Below are 24,852 nucleotides of genomic sequence, written 5' to 3' on the forward strand. Positions count from 1 at the left end.
TCCCGCGGCGAGGCGCCAGCCGAGCCGCGGATATAGCGAAGAGCCCGACCGTACCTGAAGACGGAAACTAAATTTCTTGCTCCTAAAATATACCTTCAGTCTAAAATTTTTTCAGGAAATTAGCGCTATGGCAAAATTAAAAACAGCATTTTTCTGTCAGAGTTGTGGCACGCAGTACTCTCAGTGGCACGGGCAGTGCAAGAATTGCGGCAACTGGAACACGCTGGTGGAGGAAATTGTAGAAAAATCTCCGGTAAAAGACGTCGCAAGCCGTTCCAAACAACATATTATCAATATTATTGAAGTGGAAACGCACGAAGAACCGCGCATTTTCACGCCGAGTGAAGAACTGAACCGTGTCTTGGGTGGCGGTATTGTGCTTGGATCTGTGACGCTGATCGGCGGTGAACCCGGAATCGGCAAATCTACTTTGCTGCTGCAGCTCGCGCTGAAAATGAAGAAGAAAATCCTGTATGTTTCGGGTGAGGAAAGTGCGTCGCAGATCAAGATGCGCGCGGACCGGCTTACCGAACTGCAGAACCCAAACTGTTTTCTGTTTACCGAAACTTCGGTGGAAAAAATCCTACACGAAGCAAAGAAACTACAGCCCGATTTCGTAATCATCGATTCTATACAGACGCTGCAAAGCCAACTAATCGAAAGTTCACCGGGAACGGTTTCTCAGATCCGTGAATGCTCAAATGAAATCATCAAATACGCTAAGGACAGCAACACACCGGTGTTTTTAGTGGGTCACATTACCAAAGACGGCCAAATCGCAGGACCGAAGGTTTTGGAACATATGGTAGATGTGGTGCTGAATTTCGATGGCGACCGAAATCACCTTTTCCGGCTGTTGCGCGCGAGCAAGAACCGTTTTGGTTCTACGGCGGAAATCGGGATTTATGAGATGGTATCGCAGGGTTTGAAGGAGATAAAAAATCCTTCCCAAATCCTGATAACAAAAAAATTCGAAGAACTTTCAGGAAATTCTGTGGCGGTGACGCTGGAAGGAAACAGGCCGATGTTGCTCGAAATTCAGGCGCTGGTAAGTACGGCTGTTTACGGTATGCCACAGCGAAGCTGCACAGGTTTCGACTCGAAGAGGCTGAATATGCTCCTCGCAGTACTGGAAAAACGCGCCGGATTTCAACTGGGCGCGAAAGACGTCTTCCTGAATATCACCGGCGGTATAAAAACCGATGATCCCGCGCTCGATTTGGCCGTGATTGCGTCTGTACTTTCCTCAAATGAAGATATCGCGATCTCGGAACATTATTGCTTTGCGGGTGAAATCGGGCTCAGCGGTGAGATACGTCCGGTGCCGCAAGTGGAACAACGCATTTCGGAGGCCGAAAAGTTAGGTTACGAACGGATTTTCGTGTCAAACCTAAATAAAATTCCGAAGAACAAATTCGGCATCAAGATCATTGAAGTGAGCAAGATTGAGGATTTTCATGAAGCACTTTTTTAGAAGAAGGAAGTATGGAGTTTGGAGTATGGAGTAATATAAATTAGTTTAATCCTTTATGAGATAAATTAGGGGCGATATTGTAAGGGAATTAAGTTTTGAGTTTTCTTTGGATGTGATTGATCTTTACAAATATTTGATGTCCGAAAAGAAGGAGTCTGTATTGAGTAAGCAACTGTTGAGGTCCGGAACTTCGATTGGTGCCAATCATTGGGAAGCTAAAAACGCAGAGTCTCCGGGTGATTACATTCATAAAAACCCAATTGCTCAGAAAGAGTGTGTTGAATCCATTTATTGGCTTGAGCTACTGCGAGCCTCCGATTATATTTCTGAAACTGAATTTATCGAACTAAATACCAAAGCAACGTCTTTATTGAAAATCATCAAGAGCATCATCCTCACCAAAAACAAAATTTAAAATAACCCCTCTTCCTATTTAGAAGTAAAAACCTCAATCCTCCAACCTTCATCCTCGATCCTTACAGAAATGAACTTCCTTGCCCATTCATACCTTACTTTTACCAACGAGCAGATCGTAGGGCAGTTTCTGCAGGATTTTATCCGGAACAGCGAGCGGTTTTCGTTTCCGGAAAAGGTGGGTGAAGGCATCACGCTGCACCGCGCAATCGACACTTTCACCGATGCGCACACCGAAATTCACGAGGCGAAGAAAATTTTCAGTCCGCTGGTCAGGTTATATGCCGGTGCTTTTGTGGATGTATCGTTTGATTATTTTCTGGCCAATTCAATGACTGAAAGAGATCTTTTCGAGCATTCCCAAAAGGTTTACCGCGTACTTCGCCGCTTCGAATCTATTTTTCCCGCCACATTTTCCAGAATGCTGGATGGGATGGAGAAAGACAATTGGCTTTACCATTATAAAGATGATTCGGGCATCGGGTTTTCATTCCGAAACGTGCTCCGCAAAGCCAAATATCTTGATGAAAATCTGGCGGTGTTTGAGGTTTTTTTAAGCAACAAAGAAAAGCTGCAAAGTCATTTTGATGCATTCTTTCCGGATCTGCAGCGGCATGTCGCTAAAGTTCATGCAGGTTTTAAGGTTTAAAAAGTCTGGTAAAGATAGCGGTCCGGATAATTCAGTCTTTCGCTGCGGCGCTGCCCACCGACGATGACGTGTACGATATTCATCTGGTCATCAAAAAGATTATACAGAAAGCTCACGGCGGTCTCCACTTTTTTCGGGGTCGCTGTTTTTTCGGATTCAAGGTAAATATTCACCGCTTCGGAATCTTCTTCGTACCCTAGATAATTTATTTTGAGAAACTTATTGTCGGTTTTCAGTTTTAAATATTCGCTGCAGTATTCGGTCAGGTAAGAATTTATCTGCGCGCGGTATTTTTCGTCATTAAAATGAACCGCCTTGCCGAATTTTTGCTTCAGTGCATTTTCAAGGTCGTCTAAAAAAAACTTTCCGCTGATCTGAAAAGTCTGTGATTTTGAATCATATTTAAATTCAACCGAGCCTACATGATAAGGATGCACATCGTCAGCCGGAAAATTTGCCGCCGAGAAATGGAGTGAAATAAAAAACAGAAGGAAAAGTGCGAAAAGTTTTCTCATTGGTGAATTCAATCATTAATAAAAGCCCAGAATTGCGAGTTCTTCAGGCATTTTGACTTTTAGTTTCAGGCAAAGTTAAATTATATTTTGTATTATCGTGACCCCTAAAAATACGGTACAGACAATGCAGGATTTTCTATTTTATTTAAAACTTGGCTGGGAACACATTATTTCGCTTGACGCGCTTGACCATCAACTTTTCGTCCTTGTTCTGGTGGCGGTTTTCGGGCTTAAAGACTGGAAAAAAATCCTGTGGCTCGTTACAGCTTTTACCATCGGACATTCCATAACGCTGGCGATGAGTGTATTGGATTTGTTACGCGTTCCGGGAACCTGGGTTGAGTTTTTAATTCCGGTAACCATATTTATTACCGCCACAGATAATATCCTGATGCGCAACCGCCCGAAAAACCTGATGCAGATGAATTATTATCTGGCGCTTTTCTTTGGTTTGATCCATGGGATGGGCTTTGCGAACACAGCCCGCGTGATGATGTCTGAAGAGCAGAATATTTTCTGGCCGCTTCTGGGCTTCAATATCGGTCTGGAACTGGGACAGATCGTCGTGGTGGCAATTATTTTGGCTGTTCTGTTTATCCTTGTCGACCTTTTTAAAGTCAGCAGAAAAGATTGGGTGATGTTCGTCTCCTCGGCGGTTTTTGCACTTTCGCTGCAAATGTTATTAGAAAGAATCCCGTTTTAGATAAAAAATGATTCCATTGGGTAACGTTATCGTAAATTTGATGACTACTGATGTATAATTGTCCCGTTATGAATATCAAACATATCGCCCTGGCGGTCATAATGCCGCTTTTCAGCTTCTCACAAAATATCCAGAATAATCCTACAAGCAATCACGGAAACGGATTCGAACAGTTGGGAACCATCCTTCCCACACCGAATGTCTATCGTACCGCCTCCGGTGCACCGGGACAGCAGTATTGGCAAAACCGTGCGGATTATGATATTATGGCATATCTGGATGAAGATAAAAGAAATCTTCGTGGCTCAGAAACCGTAACTTATTATAACAACTCGCCCGATAATCTCGATTATCTTTGGCTTCAGCTAGACGAAAACGAGCAGTCTTCGGTGAAAAATGCCGGCTATCAGGAAAAATCGCTGCTGCCAAAGCAGATTACATCAGACAAGCTTTCCCCTACCAGCCTACCCGAAAAAGATAATGGGTATGGTGTAAATCTGACGAAGGTGACAGATGCTGCCGGAAAACCACTTAAATATGTGGTTAATAAAACCATGATGCGCATTGATTTGCCTAAAGTCTTAAAGAGCGGCGAAAAATTCGTCTTTAAAATCGATTGGAATTACAACATTCCAAACAGGATAGCGATGGGCGGCCGCGGTGGTTACGAAAATTTCCCCGAAGACGGCAATGATCTTTACACCATCACACAATGGTTTCCGCGTATGTGCGTGTACAGCGATTTCAAAGGCTGGCAGAACAATCAGTTCACCGGAAGAGGTGAATTTGCTTTAGCTTTTGGTGATTATAAAGTTTCTATGAACGTTCCGGCAGATCATATCGTGGCAGCAACCGGAACTGGGAAAAACTTTGAAAATGTACTGACGCCGGCACAGTTTGCGCGTTGGAAGCAGGCGCAAAATGCCAGCGAACCCATCGAAATAGTGACTTTGGATGAAGCGAAGAAAGCGGAGAAAACAAAATCAAAGCAAAGAAAAACCTGGATTTTCGAAGCAGAGAATGTGCGTGATTTTGCCTGGACGTCTTCAAGAAAATTCATTTGGGACGGAATGAAAGTTACCATCCCGGAAAATAACAACCAAGTGATGGCGATGAGCCTGTACCCAAAAGAAGCTTACAATCTTTACCGAAAATTTTCAACTAAAGCGGTGGCGCACACCATCAAGACTTATTCTGAATTTACCATTCCATATCCATATCCGGTTGCGCAGTCTATCGAGGCGGCGAACGGCATGGAATATCCAATGATTTGCTTTAATTATGGCCGAACCGAAAAGGATGGAACGTATTCTGAAGGAATCAAAAACGGAATGATCGGCGTAATTATTCACGAAGTGGGACACAATTTCTTCCCGATGATCATTAACTCTGATGAGCGCCAATGGTCCTGGATGGATGAAGGCCTGAACACATTTGTGGAATATTTAACGGAAGAAAGATGGGATAACAAATTCCCGTCAAGAAGAGGTCCGGCGCACACGATCGTTGATTACATGAAATTGCCGAAAGATCAGCTGGAACCCATCATGGTCAACTCTGAAAATATCATCAATTTTGGTCCGAACGCGTATGCAAAACCCGCTACAGGTCTTAATATCCTGCGTGAAACGATCATGGGCCGCGAACTTTTTGATGAAGCATTTAAAACATACTCGAAAAGATGGGCTTTCAAACACCCTGAACCTGCAGATTTTTTCAGAACGATGAATGATGCCAGCGCCGAAAATCTCGATTGGTTCTGGCGTGGCTGGTTCTACGGGATCGATCCGGTAGATATTTCAATAGACAAAGTTACGGTTGCTACAGCTGATGTAGATGCCGATGTGAGAAAACGCGAGATCACCTACACGGTGGATGAGCCTCAGGTAAACGATTTTGAAGATATTGCTAAAATCAGGAACCGCGAAGACAAAAACATTGTTTTCTACACAGATAAAGACAAAGAAACGCAGGATTTTTACTGGCGCTACAGCCGTGGCCAGGAGAAAGTAGACACGGAAAAGAAGTACACGCGAAAAATTGATATGGTGGAAAAACTGCCGAATGCGGAAAAAGCCCAGTTCCGGAATATGTACGGTTACCAGATCGACTTCAGTAATAAAGGCGGAATGGTGATGCCGATCATCCTTGAATTTACTTTTGAGGATGGAACTAAATTAAATGATAAAGCATCTGCTCAAATCTGGCGTAAAGACGAGCAGAAAGTATCAAAAACCTATTATTTCGACAAGAAACTGAAATCAATTCAGCTCGACCCGATGCGGGAGACCGCTGACATCGACACTTCGAACAACTTCTGGGGTGAAATGCCGGAACCTTCATCGAAGTTTGAAGTGTTTAAAATGAAAATGGAAGGTTCAGCACGCGGCGCCTCGAGCGGAACCGTCAATCCGATGCAGGCGGCCGGCAAGAAAAATTAGCACACAAAAAAAGTCATTCAGCAATCTGTTTGACTTTTTTTCTGCCAAAATTTCTGCTTTAAATATTTTTTCTGCCAGAATTTTACATAGTACTTCAATTCTTCATGATGGCAAACTTTTGGAGAATGCAGAGTCGAATATTAATAATTTAAACCTAAAAATATTATGTCAGTAAATTTCAAACCATTAGCAGACCGCGTCCTCATCGAGCCGACCGCTGCTGAAACTACTACCGCGTCAGGAATCATCATCCCAGACACTGCCAAAGAAAAACCACAGGAAGGAACCGTTGTAGCAGTAGGTCCCGGGAAAAAAGATGAGCCTACAACTGTACAGGTAGGTGATAAAGTTCTTTATGGAAAATATTCAGGTTCTGAATTAAAATTAAACGGAAAAGATTTCTTAATCGTAAAGGAGGGAGATCTTCTGGGAATAATTGGATAAATTTTGTAGAACGTACTATGTAAAATGTACGTTGCATTCCGTATTTAGATTATAGTCAAACTAAAAACATAAGTACTTTGTACATTCTACATCGTACATCAATACAAGAAAAAAATGGCAAAAGAAATTAAATTCGATATCGAGTCCAGAGACGCACTGAAGAGAGGTGTAGATGCTTTGGCAAACGCAGTGAAAGTGACTTTAGGTCCAAAAGGTAGAAACGTAGTAATCGAAAAATCTTTCGGTGCTCCCCACGTAACAAAAGATGGTGTTTCAGTAGCGAAAGAAATTGAGCTCGAAGACAGAGTAGAAAACATGGGCGCGCAGATGGTGAAGGAAGTAGCTTCCAAAACCAACGATATCGCGGGTGACGGTACTACTACGGCGACAGTTCTTGCACAGGCAATCGTTCGCGAAGGTCTTAAGAACGTAGCAGCCGGAGCAAATCCAATGGATCTTAAAAGAGGTATCGACAAAGCTGTAACTGCTGTAGTTGAAAACCTTAAGGCACTTTCTCAGGAAGTAGGTGATTCTTCAGAAAAAATCAAGCAAATCGCGGCTATTTCTGCGAACAATGATGATAATATCGGAACCCTGATCGCTGAAGCTTTCGGTAAAGTAGGGAAAGAAGGAGTTATCACTGTTGAAGAAGCAAAAGGTACAGATACTACAGTAGATGTAGTAGAAGGTATGCAGTTCGACAGAGGTTACCAGTCACCCTATTTCGTGACAAATCCTGAGAAAATGATTGCTGAACTTGAAAATCCATACATCCTTTTGGTGGAGAAGAAAATTTCTTCAATGAAAGAATTGCTTCCGGTTCTAGAGCCGGTAGCTCAGGCAGGAAAATCGCTGTTGATTATTTCAGAAGAAGTTGATGGTGAAGCATTGGCAACATTAGTAGTAAACAAATTGAGAGGTTCACTTAAGATTGCTGCAGTAAAAGCGCCAGGATTTGGTGACAGAAGAAAAGCAATGCTTGAAGATATCGCGATCCTTACAGGTGGCCAGGTAATCTCTGAAGAAAGAGGTTTTACAATGGAAAACGCTACTTTGGATATGCTGGGAACTGCTGAAAAAGTAGTGATCGACAAAGACAATACAACCATCGTAAACGGTGCAGGCGATGATGCTCAGATCAAAGGCCGCGTAAGCCAGATCAAAGCGCAGATGGAATCTACCACTTCCGATTACGACCGTGAAAAACTTCAGGAAAGACTTGCTAAATTGGCAGGTGGAGTAGCTGTACTTTACGTAGGTGCTGCTTCCGAAGTGGAAATGAAAGAGAAAAAAGACCGTGTTGATGATGCATTGCACGCAACAAGAGCGGCTGTGGAAGAAGGTATCGTTCCCGGGGGTGGTGTAGCGTTGGTAAGATCAATCTCCGCACTGAACATTGAAGGTGCTAACCAGGATGAAACCACAGGTATCAAAATCGTGAAAAGAGCGATCGAGGAGCCATTAAGACAAATCGTAGCGAACGCTGGCGGTGAAGGTTCTGTAATCGTGGCGAAAGTTGCAGAAGGATCTGCAGACTTCGGTTTCAACGCGAAAACTGACGAGTATGTAAACATGTTCGAGGCAGGAATCATTGACCCAACTAAAGTGGTACGTGTAGCGCTCGAAAATGCAGCATCAGTATCAGGAATGCTTCTTACAACCGAGTGTGTAATCACCGAAGTGAAGAAAGACGAGCCCGCAATGCCTATGGGCGGCGGCATGCCGGGGATGATGTAATTCTAGCGCGATAAACTATACGCAATAAGCAATAAGCTTAGAGCGTATTGCATAAAGCGTATTGCAATAAAAAACATCCGTTCAGAATTTTTTCTGGACGGATTTTTTTTTAGGAGCCGGGAACCTTCTTCCGGTCCCAAACCCCAGCGGTAAGGTAATTAACTGGTACAGACCTCCATTTTATACCTCCGCTGCGGTACAGCTTTTATAAGCTGAAGGACACCTAATTTGGGGTTGCGAAGGGCGAAATTCGGGGTCCTGAACTCTAAAATTTAGGTAATGAAGCCCGATGACGGGTTAAATTAATATTTCATCGCAGTTCAACACCTCAATCATGCATAAAAAAAGCCCACCGATGAGGTGGGTTTTTACCTGTAAATATGATGTGCGGGCAGAGATCCGAAAATGATTGTTGTCACATTTAAACAAAACAAAATTCGCTCAAACCACGGCTGGCAAACGCAACGTCTTAAACTTTAAATGTACCGCCGCGCAAATCAACCCTCAGCAGCGGTTTCTCTTTTCTTTTATCGCCCGAATTTATATATATTTGGCACAAACAGAATTATTATGATAAGTACTAAGATCGCTGACCTGATCAACCACCAAATTGCTAAGGAACAATACGCTGCGCAATATTATCTCTCTATGTCGGCCTGGTTCTATGCACAGGATCTGGACGGCATTGCCAACTATTTCCGCGTGCAGAGCAAAGAAGAACTGATGCATGCTGACAAAATGTTCGATTATCTTGTGGATGTGGGTGCAGAGATCGTGATGGGTGAAATTCCGCAGCCGCCGCACGGCTTCTTCAGCGCTAAAGAGATTTTCGAGAAAGCCCTGGAACACGAAAAAGTGGTAACAAAAAGCATCTTCAATATCCTGAAGAACGCCAATGATGAAGGCGATTTTGCCACGGTTTCTTTCCTGCAGTGGTTTGTGAATGAGCAGGTAGAAGAAGAAGCGAACGCCTCTCAGCTTGTGGCGAAGATAAAAATGGTGAGTGACAATCCGTCTGCGCTTTATCTTTTCGATCAGGAGCTTGGGCAGCGGGTTTTCAAGCCTACCGAAGGCAACTAATCTGCTTCATCTGATGAGAAAAATTTCAAATTTTTTGTTGCTGTTTTATGCAGTGGCATTCAGCGCACAGTCTTACGATACGGCGCTTATCCCAAATGAATTGCTGAAAGGCGCCCACGCCGTAATCCGCGAGAGTAACGAACATTATGTATTGAAATCTGTAAATGACATGCAGATCACCTCGGTGCGTGCCGTAACGGTGCTGAACAGCTCTGGTGACAGTTTTTCAAACGTTTTCATTCCGTACAACCCCAATACGAAAGTAAGCGGCATAAAAGTGGAACTTTTTGACGGTGAGGGGAAACTGATGAAAACCTATTCGAAGAAAGACTTCTCCGATTATACCAACAACCCAAGTGCTGCGCTGTACGTAGATGACCGGGTGCTGGTCTTGAGGCCGCTTCTCACCAAGTATCCCTACACGGTAAAGACTTCCTTTGAAACGAATACGTCGAACACCGTTTATCTGAGCGGCTTCAAACCGCTGAACGCTTTTGATATCGCGGTGGAAAGAGCGGTGATGACCATTCAGAATAATTCAGGTATAAAAATCCGCAAGAAGGTTTCAGAAAAGCCGATGGCAGTCTTAAATCAGTCGGAGGAGGGAAATATGTGGAAATACTCTTTCGAAAATGTCCAGGCACTTACCGAAGAACCATTTTCCCCGGACCTCGATTATCTGGTGCCACAGGTAGAATTCTCTCCCGAGAAATTTACCCTCGAAGGAAGACAGGGCGACATGACCGACTGGGATTCTTTCGGGAAATGGTATTACAGCCAGCTTCTCACACCGGTATCTGCAGTGACGCCGGAAATTGCAGCCGAAGTAAAAGCGCTAAACCTCTCGGGCAGCACTGCTGAGAAGGTAAAAACGGTTTACCAATACATGCAGAACAAAACGCGCTATGTACTCATTGCTATGGGAATCGGTGGTTGGCAACCGATGCCTGCAGCGGAAGTAAGCAAAAAAGGCTACGGGGACTGTAAAGCGTTGACCAATTATATGCGCACGCTACTGTCTGCAGCCGGAATTCCTTCTTATTTCTCGGTAATTTATGATGGTGACTCAGAGCAAACGTTTGATAAAGAATTTCCGAGGCTTTCGGGCAATCATGCAGTTTTGATGGTGCCAACCGAGGAGGGCAACCTGTGGCTCGAAAATACCTCGCAGCGGCATGCTTTCAATCATCTCAGTTTCACCTCGCATCACCGGAATGTACTTGCTGTAAACGAAAACGGTATCCAGATCGTGAATACGCCTGTTTACACACCCGGGCAGAGCAAAGAAAAACTGACAGCCCAGGTAGCGGTAAACGCAGAGGGTGGAATGACGTCCGTTGCTGATTTTAAGTTTTCGGGCGGGCAGTATGATATGAATCTGCGGCTTTTCAACCTTAAAAGCGATGAGGTAAAAGAAGCGATGAAAAACCGCTATCAGCAGCTGAAAATTGAGCAGATCGCGGTGAATGACTTGCAGAACAACCGTGACGAGGCTACAATTTCCTACGCACTGAATCTACAGGCAAACAGCTTCGCGAAAAAGCTCGGCACCGATCTCTTTTTTCCTGTGATGCCTTTTTATCCTACCGTAACTTTCACTGCAAATGAAGAAAGACAGCATCCGTTCGAGATTTCTTTTCCTTTTCAGGACGATTATGAGATTGAATATGCTGCACCGGAAGGTTACGCTTTCAAGGAAGTACCCGCATCAGTAATTACCAGCACGGAGTTCGGAAATTATCATATCACTTTTCAGCTCAATGACAAAAAACTAAAAGTGCACCGCGTACTCACCATCAATAAAGGTCTCTATCCAAAAGAAAAATACAAAGACTACGTTTCTTTCCGAAAAAAAACCGCCTCCAGCGACAACATTAAAGTTTTAATTTCCAAAATCTGATGAAAAAAATTCTATTCTTTATCTGCGTCTGTTCATTTGCAATCAGCCAGGCGCAGCATACATTTCTCAATGTTCCGAAACTGTCTGAAAAAGACGTGATTTCTGATAAATCTGAAAAATTCGGTGACGTACCGGCGGAGGTGCTTTACCGTTCGGTACATTTCCGTATTGATTATGACGGCACGATGAGCAAAAATGTAACGAGCCGGGTGAAGATTTATAACAAAGATAACGCGGCAGCTTACCTTGACCACGAAATCGGGACTTATGATGATGGTAAAGGTTCGCGCGAAGAGATCAGTAATCTTAAAGCAAATACCTACAATATTGAGAACGGCAAGATTGTGGCAACCAAAGTTTCAAACGACGAAAAATACAAATCCCGCGAAGACAAGAACTACCGCATCACAAAATTTGCCTTTGCGAATGTGAAAAACGGCTCAGTAGTAGAGTACAGCTACAGTATCAGAACTCCGTTTTTGGGCTCGACGCCACATATCCTGATTGAGGAAGAGATTCCGGTGCGGTATGTAGAATATGTGCTTGATGCGCCAAAACCTTTAGGCTACACCATCAATTACAAAGGCTCACTGAACCCCGATCACCGCGCAGTAGATGCAAGGAATATTTACGGAATGGAGTACCAGACCTACCGTTTCGCTTATGAGAATGTGCCGGCGTATAAGGAAGAGATGTACGTGATGAATAATGACAACTACAAAACCGGTATCAAGGCCGAACTCAATTCCACTTACATCAATCACGTATATAAAAATTACGCAAATTCCTGGGAAGATATCCGTAAGAGACTTTATGACAGTGAAGACTTTGGTGTGCAGCTCGACCGTATAAATCTGGTGAAGAACCTGCTGCCGGCGGAAGTAAAAAACCTCCCGGTGCAGGAGAGAGCGGCTACTGTGCTTAAATATGTTCAAAACAATTTTACGTACAACAAGGAAGATGATGTAGTGGTTGACAAAGGCATCAGAAACCTTCTTTCGACCAAAGTGGGCAACTCCGCCGAAATCAATATCCTGTTGACACTGCTGCTGAGAAGCGTCGATATTGCTGCAGATCCGGTAGCATTATCCACCGTTTCAAGAGGGATGTTGCTGGCTTACAGCCCTACGATAGCCCAATTAAATTATGTAATCTCATCCTTCGTAGATAACGGAAAAATTTATCTCTTGGATGGTGCTCACAAACACAGCGAGATCAATATGATTGCGCCGAAAGCCCTCAATTATCACGGACTGGTGATGGGTAAAAAAGAGGTGAAACAGATAAATATCGTCTATCCGGAAGTAAGTAAAACATTGCTTACGGTTGACGCCAAACTGAATGAAGACGGCACTTTTGACGGTACTTTCAAGGATCGCGATACCAAACTTTATGCAATGGTGGCTAATGAGCGCTTCACCAGTGATGCAGACAAGTACGCAAAATCATATAAAGAAAACTACAAGTTCTCCCTTTCGAACATGAAGCACGGCCTGCAGCCGAATAATGAATTTGAAAGCAGCTTCGACTTTTCATCGGATACTTTTGTGGACGTGATCGGCGGTAAAATAGTTTTCAATCCGCTCCTCTTTTTGTACACCCAAAACCATGATTTCAAGCAGACCACCCCGAGAAAGGCGCCGCTGGAGTTCTATTCTGCCAATGACAGAATTAAGAAAGTGACGATCACTCTGCCCGAAAATTATGTGTTTGAAAATGTGCCGAAATCGAAGAAATTCCGCACAGAAGACAATGCCTTGCAATACACTTATCTTGTAACAAAAGAGGGTAATAAACTCACCGTAGAAACCATCACGCAAATCGATGATGCGATGTTTCCGCGTGAATATTATCCGGCTTTCACCCAAATTTTCGACAATATCACCAAGCAGGAAGCACAGGTCGTAACCGCCGTGCGGAAGCAATAATCTAGCAAATGAAAATCCTGTTTTTACGAGCAGGATTTTTTTAAACATAAATAAGATTACTTTCGATCACTTTTTCGCCAAGCTTTTCCAATACCGCGCGGTATTCGTTGAGCTGCTGTTCGTGTTTTTCTTTAATGTCGCCGGTTTTGAAATCGAGGATGATGTAGCCGTCACCGGTATTGATGAGCCTGTCCGGACGGTAGATTTTTGATTCGCCGTCAGCCGAAATCATGATGTCTTTCTCGTTGATTACTTTTTGGCCAGCTTCGAAATAACGGGCGTACCGCGTATCATTGATTATGCTGAAAATGCGCCCGGCAATTTCATCTTTTTCATCCTTCGTGATGATGCCTTCCAGCACGTACGTTGCGAGTGTTTTCTCCACATCTGCCGCCGAATTGATCTTTGAAAGAACCTCGTGCGTGAAAATCCCGGTGCGCACTTTTTCTACGCGGTTTTGGTAAGATTTAGAAGGCGTTGCAATTTTTATAGCTTCCGGATTTGGCCTGATCTCATTTTTAAATGTAACGGATCTCGTTGTAAATTTTTCTGTTTCGGAAATCTCTTTTTTCTTTAAATCTTCCGGTGAAACCGGATAAAGATCATAAGAAGACAACTCTTCATTCTGTTCATCTTTCGGAATATTTGTCTTTAAAAAGTCATAGATTTCGAGATAGTTCGTGGTTTTATTCGGTTTTTCAATATAAAGGTAAAGCTGTTCAGCCGCGCGGGTAGTTGCCACATATTGCAGGCAAAACCGGTCGATAAGGTTTTGGTAAGTGTTTTCTTCATTGAATTTGGCCAGTTCTTCATCATAAACCTCCGCTTCGCTACTGAAGCTTTTCACATTTACCGAGGCCAGACCTTCGTGGTCTTTCACATCAAACCAGTTGTTGAATTTATTGTCTTTGTGGCTGTTTGCCATCGGGAGAAAAACGACTGGAAACTCTAGCCCTTTTGCTTTATGAATGGTCATCAGTTTCACCGCATCCAGATTGTCGGAGGCCTGAATGGTAGAGTCGTGCGCCTCTTCATCCCAAAATCTTAAGAATTCCTTCAGATTCGCGCCGGCATTTTGGCTGAAGGCATAAAGCATCTCAAGGTAATTGAACAGGAAATCGGCCTCCTTTCCGCTCACCGAAAATTCGTGCAGGTAATGCTCCACAAAATTGTAGAGGTTGAGGTTCAGCAAGTTGCCTGAATGTAGATTTAGGCCGTATTTATTCTTGACGAAATCCATCATCGCAGGTTTCGTTTTGCAACTCAGCATCTGCATCATCTCGGCACTGAAATCTTCTGTTTTGATGCGGCCCAGTACATCGAGATGATAAAGCATCTTTACCGGAAACTGCATGTTTTTGGGGTTTTGTTCCCATTTCAGAAATTCGGTGAGCGCCAGCAGTGTGGATGATAAATTAAGTGTTAGTCCGGATTCTGAAACACTTTTGATATATTCTTCCTGTCCGTTATAATTCACTTTAAGGTTACTCAAAAGCCTTGAAAACTGAAGGATTTCTTTATTAGAGCGGCACAGGATCGTAATGTCCGAAAACCGGAAGCCATTATCCAGACAGTCTTGTAGGTCTGTGCGCATTTTATTGGCCACTTCATCGAAATAGACTTCGCGCTTTGCATTTTCGATCAGATTGATGCGCACACGTCCGTTTCCCGAAGATTTCGGTATTTGCTGCGATCCTTTGCCAAAAATATCGCAGTGCGATTCCTGCGTATGTGTGGATAGAAATTGATATAAACCGTTGTTGAATTCCACAATGTTTTTCGCGCTGCGCCAGTTGTGCTCCAGGTTTTCAACGTCGGCAATCGCCTGCGATTTTTCTTTTCGGTTGATGATGTCGAGCATCAGTTCTGAATCTCCACCGCGAAACCGGTAGATACTTTGCTTCGGATCGCCGACGAGCGTGAAACTCATTTCGTCGCTGTTCACGGCATGATCGCGCAGCGGAATGAAATTTTGCCACTGCAAAAAGGACGTATCCTGAAACTCATCAAAGAAGTAATGCGAAAACTGCGTACCCACTTTCTCATAAATGAATGCCGTAGGCTCGGTCCGCAGCTGTTCGTGGATCATTACGTTGAATTTCGAGAGCAGCACGACGTCGTTTTTATCTTCTATTTCGGCCAGTTTATCCTGAATGTCTTTGTTCACCTTCAACGGCAAAAGTGCGTGCAGCGTCTTCTCTTCCCGCTGAATGGCGATATAGTTTTTAATGATTTTCCATCGGCTTTCAATCAGGAATTCAATGATTTCGAGAATCTCACCCTGCCGTTTTTTGCCGCTCGATGATGCGCCTTTTTCAAAAGTCTTTAAAGCTGATTCTTCATCTTTTGGAAACGGAATATCGGGTCTTTCTTTTTTAAAATATTTGAGCGTCTCGAAGAAAAATTTAGCAATACCGTTGACGGAGCCACCGGCGAAATCAGCAATTGTGAGGTCTCTTTCATTAAAAAGTTGAACGCAGGATTCTGCAATCTGCTGAGATTCTGCTTTAAGTGTTTTAATGTTGTCGCGCAATTTTTGTTTGGCCTGACCATAGACTTTCCAGTCGAAATCTTTGTTTTGGCTCAGCCGGAAATAATGTTTGTCCTGCACGAATTCTTTCGCAGAGTTATACAGCGTTTTGGTGAGGTTGACGCGCTCATCATTATCGAGGCTGTAGTTCACGAAATCCATAAACGCATCTGAAACCTCATTTTCATCACCTATTTCTTCGAGCATTTTCTCGACTGCTTCCACGAGATAAGGCTCTGCGTTAATTTCGAGGTTAAAATTTTGGGCAAGGCCCAGTTCGTATGAAAAACTGCGTACAAGTCTTGAATTAAATTTATCAATCGTGCCAATATTCAGCGCGGAATAATTGTGCAGTACATAATCGAGGATTTTTTTTGAGCGGCGGTGCAGCTCGCTAAGTGAAACTTCAGTTCCCTGAGCCTGCATTTTCTGCTGAATGTTTTTAAGTTCACCATTCTCAGCAAAATCTTCGCCCGCAAAAGCAGTAAGCCAACTTATGATGCGGTGTTTCATCTCGTTTGCGGCTTTGTTCGTGAAAGTAAGCGCAAGGATATTCCCAATCCTGTCTGGTTGGTTTGGATGTTTAAGACAGATTGAAAGCAGGTTGAGTACCAGCGCATACGTTTTTCCGGAACCGGCCGAAGCATTGATAACGCGGTAGTTTTTGTAGATCATGTGAAGTGGTAATTGACATTAAAAATAACAAAATATTTGTCAATCCGAAATATAATCTTACTTTTGCAATCCAAAATGAGATGTAAACTATGTTAATTATTCCAGTAAAAGATGGCGAAGCTATCGACAGAGCATTAAAGAAATACAAAAGAAAATTTGATAAGACCGGAACTATCCGTGCGCTCAGAAGCCGTCAGCAGTTCATTAAACCTTCTGTATTAAACAGACAGTCTAAGTTGAAAGCTGCTTACAAGCAGAAAAATGCCAGCCGCGACGAGCAGGCATAAGAAAATTTTCTTTGACGAAAATACCTCAATCACTTTTCAAATATTTATATTTGGAAGGTGATTTTTTTGTTTAGATACTATGATTGAGCGATTTCTCGAGTACATTGCGGTTGAAAAAAAATATTCGGCGAACACCGTGCTGAGTTATCGCCGCGACTTAAATGATTTTTCAGAATTTCTGCTGCGCACAGAATCTCACCAGGATTTTTCGGAAGTTGATAAAAAGATCGTACGGAACTTCATTTCGTCATTGGGTGAAAATAAGGTGGCGAAGCGGAGCATCAACCGTAAACTTTCTTCGCTGCGGAGCTTTTACCGCTTCATGATGCAGCTGGGCGAGGTGAGCGCGTCGCCATTAGCTCAAATCCAAACACTGAAATTCTATGCCGAACCTCATTCTCCATTTTCTGTGGAGGAGATGGAAAACCTTACAGATGAAGCATATAAGCCTATAAAGAAAGACGCTCTAAAAGAGCTTATCATCGAAACGCTTTACCAGACGGGTATGCGGCGCGCCGAACTTACAGGTTTGCTGCTTGAAAATGTAGATTTCGAAAATTTGCAGCTCAAAATTACAGGTAAAGGAAATAAACAGCGAATAGTGCCCATTTCGAATGATTTAGCGGCTAGGTTGGAACAATATTTGAAATCCAGAAGACCCTCCACAGGCAACGAGGGTTATTTTTTTGTTAGTGCCAAGGGAAGAAAGCTAAATGATAAGTTTGTCTATTCTGCGGTAAAGTCTTATCTTAGTCTTGTAACTTCGAAGCCAAAAAAGAGCCCACACATGCTGCGACACAGCTTTGCAACACATCTGCTGGAGGGAGGAGCTGAGATTTCGAAAGTAAAAGTGCTGATGGGCCACTCGTCTCTGGCGAGTACACAGGTCTACACCAGCGCGAACATAGAACAACTTAAAAAAGTGTTTAACCAGGCCCATCCGCGGGCTATAGAAAAAAGTAAAGATATATGAAGATTACAGTACAGTCAATTGGATTGACGCCACATGCACCACTGGAAGACCACATTGAGAAGAAATTGAGCAAACTGGAAACGTTTTATGACAAGATCGTGGAGTGCAACGTTTTCCTGAAAGTGGAAAATAATCCTGATAAAGAAAACAAGACGGCAGAGATCATACTGGCGGTTCCGGGCGATGATATCGTGGTAAAAAAGACGACGGCGAGTTTCGAGGAAAGTTTAGACCAATGTGCGGAAGTTGCTAAGCGACTGCTAATCAAGAAAAAAGAATTGGCGTAAGAAAAAATGCTAATTTTTTTCACAAATAATTTGTAGATTTCAATAAAACTCACTTATATTTGCACTCGCAAAAAGAGAAGAGTTCTATTGAAATCTATTTTTTGCCTCCTTAGCTCAGTTGGCCAGAGCACGTGATTTGTAATCTCGGGGTCGTGGGTTCGAATCCCTCAGGAGGCTCATTATTTATAAAATTGGGGAGATTCCAGAGTGGCCAAATGGATCAGACTGTAACTCTGCTGTCTTACGACTTCGCAGGTTCGAATCCTGCTCTCCCCACATTTTATAAAACAGTTTGCAGCTGTAGGAAAGAAAATTTCCTAAATTTGCAGACCGAAACCAACAATGTGTGCAAACACAAATGCGGAAGTAGCTCAGTTGGTAGAGCGTCAGCCTTCCAAGCTGAATGTCGCGAGTTCGACCCTCGTCTTCCGCTCAAACGAAAAATCACAACCAACGCGGCTTGTGATTTTTTTTTAGATTTTTTGCCGACTTAGCTCAGGGGTAGAGCGCTTCCTTGGTAAGGAAGAGGTCGTGAGTTCAAATCTCATAGTTGGCTCCAGGAAATCTCCCATAACGGGGGATTTTTTTTTGGAATTCTTCACGCTCCTGGCCCTGATGATACGGCGGACGCGATTGATTGAGAAATAGGATATTAACAGTAAGGCGCAAAACCGGAAATTTTGCAACTTCCATTTTTTTTGTAAATTTGCGCACTGGGATTCCAGGGTTTTGGTGACGTAAAGCATTAGATTTCAATACAGAAAATTTTAAACAAAAAGATTTTCAATATTTAAAAAATCACTATATTTGCGCACCGAAAATTTAAATAATAATTAAATAAATAATTAAATCATGGCAAAGGAAACGTTTAATCGTAACAAACCACACTTGAACATTGGTACCATCGGTCACGTAGACCATGGTAAAACTACACTTACTGCAGCAATCAGTAAAGTATTATCTGACAAAGGATTCGGTACTGCAAGAGATTTCTCTTCTATCGACTCTGCACCAGAAGAAAAAGAAAGAGGTATCACTATCAATACTTCACACATTGAGTACGAAACTGAAACAAGACACTACGCTCACGTAGACTGTCCCGGTCACGCGGATTATGTGAAGAACATGGTTACGGGTGCTGCACAGATGGACGGAGCTATCCTTGTAGTAGCTGCTACAGACGGACCAATGCCTCAAACGAGAGAGCACATCCTTCTTTGCCGTCAGGTAAACGTACCAAACGTACTTGTTTTCATGAACAAAGTGGATATGGTAGATGACCCTGAATTATTAGAACTAGTAGAACTTGAAGTAAGAGATCTTCTTTCTTCTTACGATTACGATGGTGACAACACGCCAGTAATCCAAGGTTCAGCTCTTGGAGCTCTTAACGGAGAACCAAAATGGGTTGCAACTGTAGAAGAATTGATGAACGCTGTAGATACTTGGATCGAACTTCCTGTAAGAGATCAGGATAAGCCATTCCTTATGCCAATTGAAGATGTATTCTCTATTACAGGTAGAGGTACTGTAGCAACTGGTAGAATCGAAGCTGGTGTAATTAACACAGGTGACCCTGTAGACATCGTAGGTATGGGTGATGAAAAACTTACTTCTACTATTACAGGTGTTGAGATGTTCCGTAAGATCCTTGACAGAGGGGAAGCTGGTGATAACGTAGGTCTGTTGTTGAGAGGTATTGAAAAAACTGACATCAAGAGAGGTATGGTAATCGCTAAGAAAGACTCTGTGAAGCCACACAAGAAATTCAAAGCTGAGGTTTATATCCTTTCTAAAGAAGAAGGTGGACGTCACACTCCATTCCATAACAAATACCGTCCACAGTTCTACGTAAGAACTACAGACGTAACAGGTGAGATCTTCTTGCCAGAAGGTGTTGAAATGGTAATGCCAGGTGATAACATCACTATTACTGTAGAATTGCTTCAGCCAATCGCTCTTAACGTAGGTCTTAGATTTGCGATCAGAGAAGGCGGTAGAACAGTTGGTGCAGGTCAGGTAACTGAAATCTTAGATTAATTTCTAAATAAATATTAAAGTTCCGCAAGGAAACTTGCGGAACTTTTTAATCTACGGGCATCGTCCAATGGTAGGATACCGGTCTCCAAAACCGTTGATCAGGGTTCGAATCCTTGTGCCCGTGCAAATATCAGATAATGAGTTTAGTTGATTTTATTAAAGGTAGCTATACCGAATTTAAAGACAAAGTAGAATGGCCGAAGTGGCCGGATCTGCAGTCCTCTACCATCGTGGTTACTATTGCCACCGTGATCCTGGCACTGTTTACTTTCGGGGTAGATTCACTCTTCAGCAAGGCGATCGCTAATATGATTTCTTTGTTTATCGGTATATTCAATTAAAAATTATTTCCTAAAAAGATGAGTGACTTGAAATGGTATGTGCTGAAATCTATCAGCGGCCAGGAAAATAAAGTGAAGACCTACATTGAGAACGAAATGAAACATCATGGTTTCGAAAATTTCGTTACGCAGGTGGTTATTCCAATGGAGAAAGTTATTCAGCTTAAGAACGGTAAGAAAGTTCCAAAAGAAAAGCCTTACTATCCGGGTTATCTGATGGTGGAAGCCAACCTTGTTGGTGAGATTCCACACATCATCAAGAACATTCCAGGCGTGATTTCTTTTTTAAGTCTGACAAAAGGCGGCGATCCGGTACCGATGCGTAAATCTGAAGTGAACAGAATGCTCGGCAGAATGGATGAACTTTCCGAATTTGCTGCTGAAACACACATTCCGTTCGTTGTGGGTGAAAATGTAAAAGTAATTGACGGACCGTTCAACGGATTCAACGGTACCATCGAAAAACTTCACGAAGACAAGAAGAAAGTAGAAGTTTCCGTAATGATCTTCGGACGTAAAACGCCAATGGAGCTAAGTTACATGCAGGTAGAGAAAGTATAAAAACATTATTTTAATAAATAAATCCAAACCGCTCAATCATGGGTGGTTTTTTTAATTCTGATTCAATTTTTAAACCTATTTATGAAGAAAATTTTTATCTTTTTGGTAACAATGTTGCTCCCACTGCCCTTGGTGGCACAGATGTTTTTTGAAAATGCCTACGTGATTGATTCCTGGGGAAATAGAAGACATGTACAGATTAAGAACGAAGGCTGGATAGAGAATCCTACGACTATCATTATTAAAGATGAAAGTACTGGAAAAGAATCCGCTCTTGGTCTTACGGAGATTGATGAGTTTGGTTTGGAAAACGGTATTTCCTTCCGCAAATTTACCCTGCCTGTAGCACATTACGAAGATGATCTAAATAAAATAGATTCCAATCCGGATTTTAGCCCTCAGACGCAAACTGTATTTTTAAAACAACTGACCTCAGGTGCGGTGAGCCTGTATTCCTATCACCGGGGAACCACCAAGTTTTTTATCGGTAAAAACGGGGAGACCCCAACGCAGTTATGGTACAAAAGATATTATAATAGTAACAATGATCTGCAGAAAAACAGAACATACCAGACTCAACTTTCGCAATTGATTAACTGCCCAAACACCAGTTTTAACAATATAGATTATAAAACTGATTCGCTTACTAAATTGGTAATGACCTTCAATAATGGCTGCGTGGAGCCAGAGCAGAGTATGAAGACTAAAACGAAAATCAGGGTGCATATACTTGCCGAAGGTCACATGATTTCAACCACAGCCAACGCCAACGAATACTACTTGGATAATATTGAAATGGACCCAAAACAGGTTGCAAAAATAGGTATTGAATTGGAGTATGTCTTGCCAATACTCAGCAATTCATTTTCTGTTTTTACGGCACCTAAATATTACCGGTACAAAAATGATTTTGTTCGCGAATATTCTGTTGATCCGCACACGCAAACGGTGGCGATAGATGCCTCGATCCTGGAGATCCCGGTGGGATTCCGATACTATAATTACTTTAATGGTGGTAATGCGTTGTTTTTATCGTTTGCTTATGTCCTAAATAACACGCTGAAATCTACGATGCAGGTGAATGCGCTTGAATATGATCTTGCTGCGGGCGGTGTAGGAAGTTTTCACGTAGGCCTCGGATACAGATACAGAAAGTTCATGGCCGAAATGCAGTATGAAAGATCTGGTTTTCAGTCCACCAAACGAATTCGAAATATTCGCAGCACCGGTTTTGGAGTTTCGTTGAAGTATAACATGTTCTAATATGGTTTACAGTTTGTCGAATCTATAGACTCTGAAATTCTTTCTAAAAATCAACATCTTACACTTGCCCAATTAAAATTTATTCTTAATTTTGCAGTCCGAAATGTAAAGTTGTTAGGTGAGACAACGCTTTACAGGTTTATAAATGCTTCCACATTCATAAATTTCTTAATTTTTTAAAAAACAACAATGGCTAAAAAAGTCTTTAAAATGGTTAAGCTTCAGGTGAAGGGTGGCGCTGCTAACCCATCTCCACCAGTAGGCCCGGCTTTGGGTTCTGCAGGTGTGAACATCATGGAGTTCTGTAAACAATTTAACGGAAGAACGCAAGATAAGCCAGGGCAAGTTTTACCTGTAGTTATCACAGTATACGAAGACAAATCTTTTGAATTCGTTATCAAAACTCCTCCTGCTGCAGTTCAACTAATGGAAGCTGCTAAGATCAAGTCTGGCTCCGGTGAGCCAAACAGAGCAAAAGTAGGTAGCGTAACATGGGCTCAGGTTCAGAAAATCGCGGAAGATAAGATGACAGACCTTAACTGCTTCACGATTGATTCTGCGCTTACGATGATCGCAGGTACTGCAAGATCTATGGGATTGAGAGTAACAGGAACTAAACCCACAAACGCTTAATACGAATAGAAATGGCAAAATTGACGAAAAAGCAAAAAGAAGCTTTAAGCAAAATAGAAAAAAACAAAATTTACTCACTTGACGAAGCCTCTGCTTTGGTAAAGGAAGTAAACTTTGCAAAATTTGACGCTTCTGTAGATATCGCTGTTAGATTGGGTGTAGATCCAAGGAAAGCTAACCAAATGGTAAGAGGTGTAGTATCTCTTCCTCACGGTACGGGTAAAGACATCAAAGTTCTTGCTTTGGTAACTCCGGATAAAGAAGCTGAAGCTAAAGAAGCAGGTGCAGATTATGTAGGTCTTGATGAGTACTTACAGAAAATAAAAGACGGTTGGACAGACGTAGACGTTATCGTTACTATGCCGGCTGTGATGGGTAAATTAGGTCCGTTAGGTAGAGTGTTAGGTCCAAGAGGTCTTATGCCAAACCCTAAATCAGGAACTGTTACTATGGAGATCGGTAAAGCTGTAGCAGAAGTGAAAGCTGGTAAGATCGATTTCAAAGTTGACAAATACGGTATCATCCACGCAGGTATCGGTAAAGTATCTTTCGATGCTGCAAAGATCAAGGAAAATGCTCAGGAATTAGTACAGACTTTATTGAAGTTGAAGCCTACTGCAGCTAAAGGTACTTATGTGAAGAGTATCTACATGTCTTCTACGATGAGTCCGGGTATTGCAATCGATACTAAATCTGTAAACTAAAATCTGTAAGACAATGACAAAAGAAGATAAAGTATTAGTAATACAAGAGATAAAAGACATGCTGCAGGACGCGAAAGTGGTTTATGTAGCAAATCTTGAAGGCATGAATGCTTCTGCGACTTCAGATTTCAGAAGACAGGCGTTCAAGCAGAATATTTCCCTTAAAGTAGTGAAAAACACCCTTCTGCAGAAAGCAATGGAGCAGATCGAAGGTGTAGATTACTCGGAAATGTTCGAAAGTTTCAAAGGAAACTCTGCACTGATGATTTCTGAGACAGCTAACGCTCCGGCGAAACTGATCCAGAACTTCAGAAAGAAAGCAGAGATCCCTGCACTGAAAGCGGCTTACCTTCAGGAGACTATTTATGTTGGTGATGAAAACTTAGGTACTCTTGCAAACATCAAGTCAAGAGAAGAAATGATCGGAGAAATCATCGGATTGCTTCAGTCACCAATCAGAAACGTACTTTCTGCACTTCAGAACAAAGAAGAAGCTACAGGAAAAGCTGAAGAAACGGCTCCGGCAGAAGAAACCCCAGCTGCAGAAGCTGCTCCGGAAGCAAGCGCTGACGCTACAGATGCACCAAGTGCTGAGTAATAAGAACTCAAAAAAAAATCAAAATAAATCGTTCAACAATTAAAACATTATTAAAATGTCAGATTTAAAAAACTTAGCGGAAACGCTTGTAAACCTTACTGTAAAAGACGTAAACGAATTGGCAACTATCCTTAAGGATGAGTATGGTATCGAGCCTGCTGCTGCAACTGTAGTTGCTGCTGCTGGTGGTGCTGGTGAAGCTGCTGAAGAAAAAACAGAATTCGATGTAATTCTTAAAGCTGCAGGTGCTTCTAAATTAGCAGTTGTGAAATTGGTAAAAGATCTTACAGGTGCAGGTCTGAAAGAAGCTAAAGATATGGTAGACAGCGCTCCTGCTCCAATCAAGCAAGGTGTTTCTAAAGACGAAGCAGAAGCTCTTAAGAAGCAGCTTGAAGAAGCTGGTGCAGAAGTAGAATTGAAGTAATTCATTACCTACATACAATAGAACCTCACTTTTTTAAGTGGGGTTTTTTTGTGTTCTATAGTTTTTTAACTGTTTTTTAATACTTCGGGCGTACCCGCTTCATTTGCGTAACTCATTTAATCTGAGTATATTTGCACTCCTTTTGGCGCTAATTATTGTACATAAACCGGTAAATCATTATTAATCAGCTCTTTCCGTTTCGGAACAGAGGTTTTTTTGCATTCGCCCGTTTCTTGCTTTAAAAAGTTCCC

General features: G+C 42.4%; 23 protein-coding genes and 5 tRNA genes. 26 read left to right on the forward strand and 2 right to left on the reverse strand.

All coding sequences use genetic code 11. From position 1 onward, the window contains the following. The first annotated feature begins 127 nt into the window (after nt 1-127). The 3 genes from radA to QEP06_RS08345 all read left to right on the forward strand — a co-directional run bounded on the left by radA (nt 128) and on the right by QEP06_RS08345 (nt 2,537). A complete protein-coding gene (radA, locus tag QEP06_RS08335; RefSeq protein ID WP_285269854.1) occupies nt 128-1,474 on the forward strand; it encodes a DNA repair protein RadA in 1,347 nt (448 codons plus the stop codon). A gap of 76 nt (nt 1,475-1,550) precedes the next feature. Then, nucleotides 1,551-1,889, forward strand: coding sequence for a four helix bundle protein (locus QEP06_RS08340; RefSeq protein ID WP_341850013.1), 339 nt, complete (start codon nt 1,551-1,553; stop codon nt 1,887-1,889). Nucleotides 1,890-1,958: 69 nt separating this feature from the next. Beyond that, nucleotides 1,959-2,537, forward strand: coding sequence for an acyl carrier protein phosphodiesterase (locus QEP06_RS08345; RefSeq protein ID WP_285269855.1), 579 nt, complete (start codon nt 1,959-1,961; stop codon nt 2,535-2,537). On the opposite strand, the gene QEP06_RS08350 is transcribed toward QEP06_RS08345, so the two are convergent. Then, entirely contained in the window at nt 2,534-3,052 is a 519-nt protein-coding gene (locus QEP06_RS08350) for a DUF6702 family protein (protein WP_285269856.1), read from the reverse strand. The genes QEP06_RS08345 and QEP06_RS08350 overlap by 4 nt on opposite strands. 124 nt (nt 3,053-3,176) lie before the next feature. Between QEP06_RS08350 and QEP06_RS08355 the strand changes: the two genes are divergently transcribed. From QEP06_RS08355 to QEP06_RS08385, 7 genes are all read left to right on the forward strand, one after another. Then, complete coding sequence (locus tag QEP06_RS08355) at nt 3,177-3,755, forward strand: HupE/UreJ family protein (RefSeq protein ID WP_285269857.1); 579 nt, start codon at nt 3,177-3,179, stop codon at nt 3,753-3,755. A gap of 68 nt (nt 3,756-3,823) precedes the next feature. After that, complete coding sequence (locus QEP06_RS08360; protein ID WP_285269858.1) at nt 3,824-6,196, forward strand: M1 family metallopeptidase; 2,373 nt, start codon at nt 3,824-3,826, stop codon at nt 6,194-6,196. A 165-nt stretch (nt 6,197-6,361) separates the two neighbouring features. Continuing rightward, nucleotides 6,362-6,640, forward strand: a complete 279-nt coding sequence (locus tag QEP06_RS08365) for a co-chaperone GroES (protein ID WP_285269859.1) — start codon at nt 6,362-6,364, stop codon at nt 6,638-6,640. A gap of 114 nt (nt 6,641-6,754) precedes the next feature. Continuing rightward, complete coding sequence (gene groL, locus QEP06_RS08370; protein ID WP_251832307.1) at nt 6,755-8,377, forward strand: chaperonin GroEL; 1,623 nt, start codon at nt 6,755-6,757, stop codon at nt 8,375-8,377. A 570-nt stretch (nt 8,378-8,947) separates the two neighbouring features. Beyond that, complete coding sequence (locus tag QEP06_RS08375) at nt 8,948-9,457, forward strand: ferritin (protein WP_285269860.1); 510 nt, start codon at nt 8,948-8,950, stop codon at nt 9,455-9,457. A 13-nt stretch (nt 9,458-9,470) separates the two neighbouring features. Beyond that, nucleotides 9,471-11,357 carry a DUF3857 domain-containing protein gene (locus QEP06_RS08380; protein ID WP_285269861.1) on the forward strand — a complete coding sequence of 629 codons (1,887 nt, stop codon included), beginning with the start codon at nt 9,471-9,473 and terminating at the stop codon, nt 11,355-11,357. Further along, nucleotides 11,357-13,285, forward strand: a complete 1,929-nt coding sequence (locus QEP06_RS08385) for a DUF3857 domain-containing protein (protein WP_285269862.1) — start codon at nt 11,357-11,359, stop codon at nt 13,283-13,285. Before QEP06_RS08380 ends, QEP06_RS08385 begins: the two co-directional genes overlap by 1 nt. Before the next feature lie 40 nt (nt 13,286-13,325). Here QEP06_RS08385 and QEP06_RS08390 read toward each other — a convergent pair whose 3' ends face one another. Further along, nucleotides 13,326-16,490: a UvrD-helicase domain-containing protein gene (locus QEP06_RS08390; RefSeq protein WP_285269863.1), complete on the reverse strand. Its 3,165-nt coding sequence runs from the start codon at nt 16,488-16,490 to the stop codon at nt 13,326-13,328. A gap of 89 nt (nt 16,491-16,579) precedes the next feature. Here QEP06_RS08390 and rpsU point away from each other — a divergent pair, with 89 nt between their 5' ends. The 16 genes from rpsU to rplL all read left to right on the forward strand — a co-directional run bounded on the left by rpsU (nt 16,580) and on the right by rplL (nt 24,601). Further along, a complete protein-coding gene (gene rpsU / locus QEP06_RS08395) occupies nt 16,580-16,777 on the forward strand; it encodes a 30S ribosomal protein S21 (RefSeq protein WP_251832302.1) in 198 nt (65 codons plus the stop codon). A 79-nt stretch (nt 16,778-16,856) separates the two neighbouring features. Further along, entirely contained in the window at nt 16,857-17,750 is an 894-nt protein-coding gene (locus tag QEP06_RS08400) for a tyrosine-type recombinase/integrase (protein ID WP_285269864.1), read from the forward strand. Continuing rightward, nucleotides 17,747-18,037 (forward strand): HPF/RaiA family ribosome-associated protein, encoded by a 291-nt coding sequence (locus tag QEP06_RS08405; RefSeq protein WP_251832300.1) that lies wholly within the window; start codon nt 17,747-17,749, stop codon nt 18,035-18,037. The genes QEP06_RS08400 and QEP06_RS08405 overlap by 4 nt, the downstream gene beginning before the upstream one ends. 103 nt (nt 18,038-18,140) lie before the next feature. Next, a tRNA-Thr gene (locus QEP06_RS08410) sits at nt 18,141-18,214 on the forward strand. A 16-nt stretch (nt 18,215-18,230) separates the two neighbouring features. Further along, nucleotides 18,231-18,313: transfer RNA gene (locus QEP06_RS08415), tRNA-Tyr, on the forward strand. A gap of 84 nt (nt 18,314-18,397) precedes the next feature. Then, a tRNA-Gly gene (locus QEP06_RS08420) sits at nt 18,398-18,470 on the forward strand. A 51-nt stretch (nt 18,471-18,521) separates the two neighbouring features. Continuing rightward, a tRNA-Thr gene (locus QEP06_RS08425) sits at nt 18,522-18,596 on the forward strand. A 293-nt stretch (nt 18,597-18,889) separates the two neighbouring features. After that, nucleotides 18,890-20,077, forward strand: coding sequence for an elongation factor Tu (tuf, locus tag QEP06_RS08430; RefSeq protein ID WP_251832299.1), 1,188 nt, complete (start codon nt 18,890-18,892; stop codon nt 20,075-20,077). Between the two features lie 53 nt (nt 20,078-20,130). Further along, nucleotides 20,131-20,201 (forward strand) — tRNA-Trp (locus QEP06_RS08435). A 13-nt stretch (nt 20,202-20,214) separates the two neighbouring features. After that, nucleotides 20,215-20,418 carry a preprotein translocase subunit SecE gene (gene secE / locus QEP06_RS08440; RefSeq protein WP_285269865.1) on the forward strand — a complete coding sequence of 68 codons (204 nt, stop codon included), beginning with the start codon at nt 20,215-20,217 and terminating at the stop codon, nt 20,416-20,418. A gap of 18 nt (nt 20,419-20,436) precedes the next feature. Then, entirely contained in the window at nt 20,437-20,979 is a 543-nt protein-coding gene (nusG, locus tag QEP06_RS08445; RefSeq protein WP_251832297.1) for a transcription termination/antitermination protein NusG, read from the forward strand. 81 nt (nt 20,980-21,060) lie between these two features. Further along, complete coding sequence (locus tag QEP06_RS08450) at nt 21,061-22,242, forward strand: hypothetical protein (RefSeq protein WP_285269866.1); 1,182 nt, start codon at nt 21,061-21,063, stop codon at nt 22,240-22,242. Nucleotides 22,243-22,431: 189 nt separating this feature from the next. Next, on the forward strand, nt 22,432-22,875 hold the full coding sequence (rplK, locus tag QEP06_RS08455; RefSeq protein WP_251832296.1) for a 50S ribosomal protein L11: 444 nt from the start codon (nt 22,432-22,434) through the stop codon (nt 22,873-22,875). A gap of 11 nt (nt 22,876-22,886) precedes the next feature. Next, the gene (gene rplA / locus QEP06_RS08460; protein WP_251832295.1) at nt 22,887-23,579 is read left to right on the forward strand and encodes a 50S ribosomal protein L1; all 693 of its coding nucleotides are present in this window, start codon (nt 22,887-22,889) and stop codon (nt 23,577-23,579) included. A 13-nt stretch (nt 23,580-23,592) separates the two neighbouring features. Further along, nucleotides 23,593-24,177 (forward strand): 50S ribosomal protein L10, encoded by a 585-nt coding sequence (gene rplJ, locus QEP06_RS08465; RefSeq protein ID WP_285269867.1) that lies wholly within the window; start codon nt 23,593-23,595, stop codon nt 24,175-24,177. A gap of 55 nt (nt 24,178-24,232) precedes the next feature. Continuing rightward, a complete protein-coding gene (gene rplL, locus QEP06_RS08470; RefSeq protein ID WP_285269868.1) occupies nt 24,233-24,601 on the forward strand; it encodes a 50S ribosomal protein L7/L12 in 369 nt (122 codons plus the stop codon). Nucleotides 24,602-24,852: the final 251 nt, after the last annotated feature.

The sequence above is a fragment of the Kaistella rhinocerotis genome, from assembly GCF_030243905.1.
GTDB classification, from domain to species: Bacteria; Bacteroidota; Bacteroidia; order Flavobacteriales; family Weeksellaceae; genus Kaistella; species Kaistella rhinocerotis.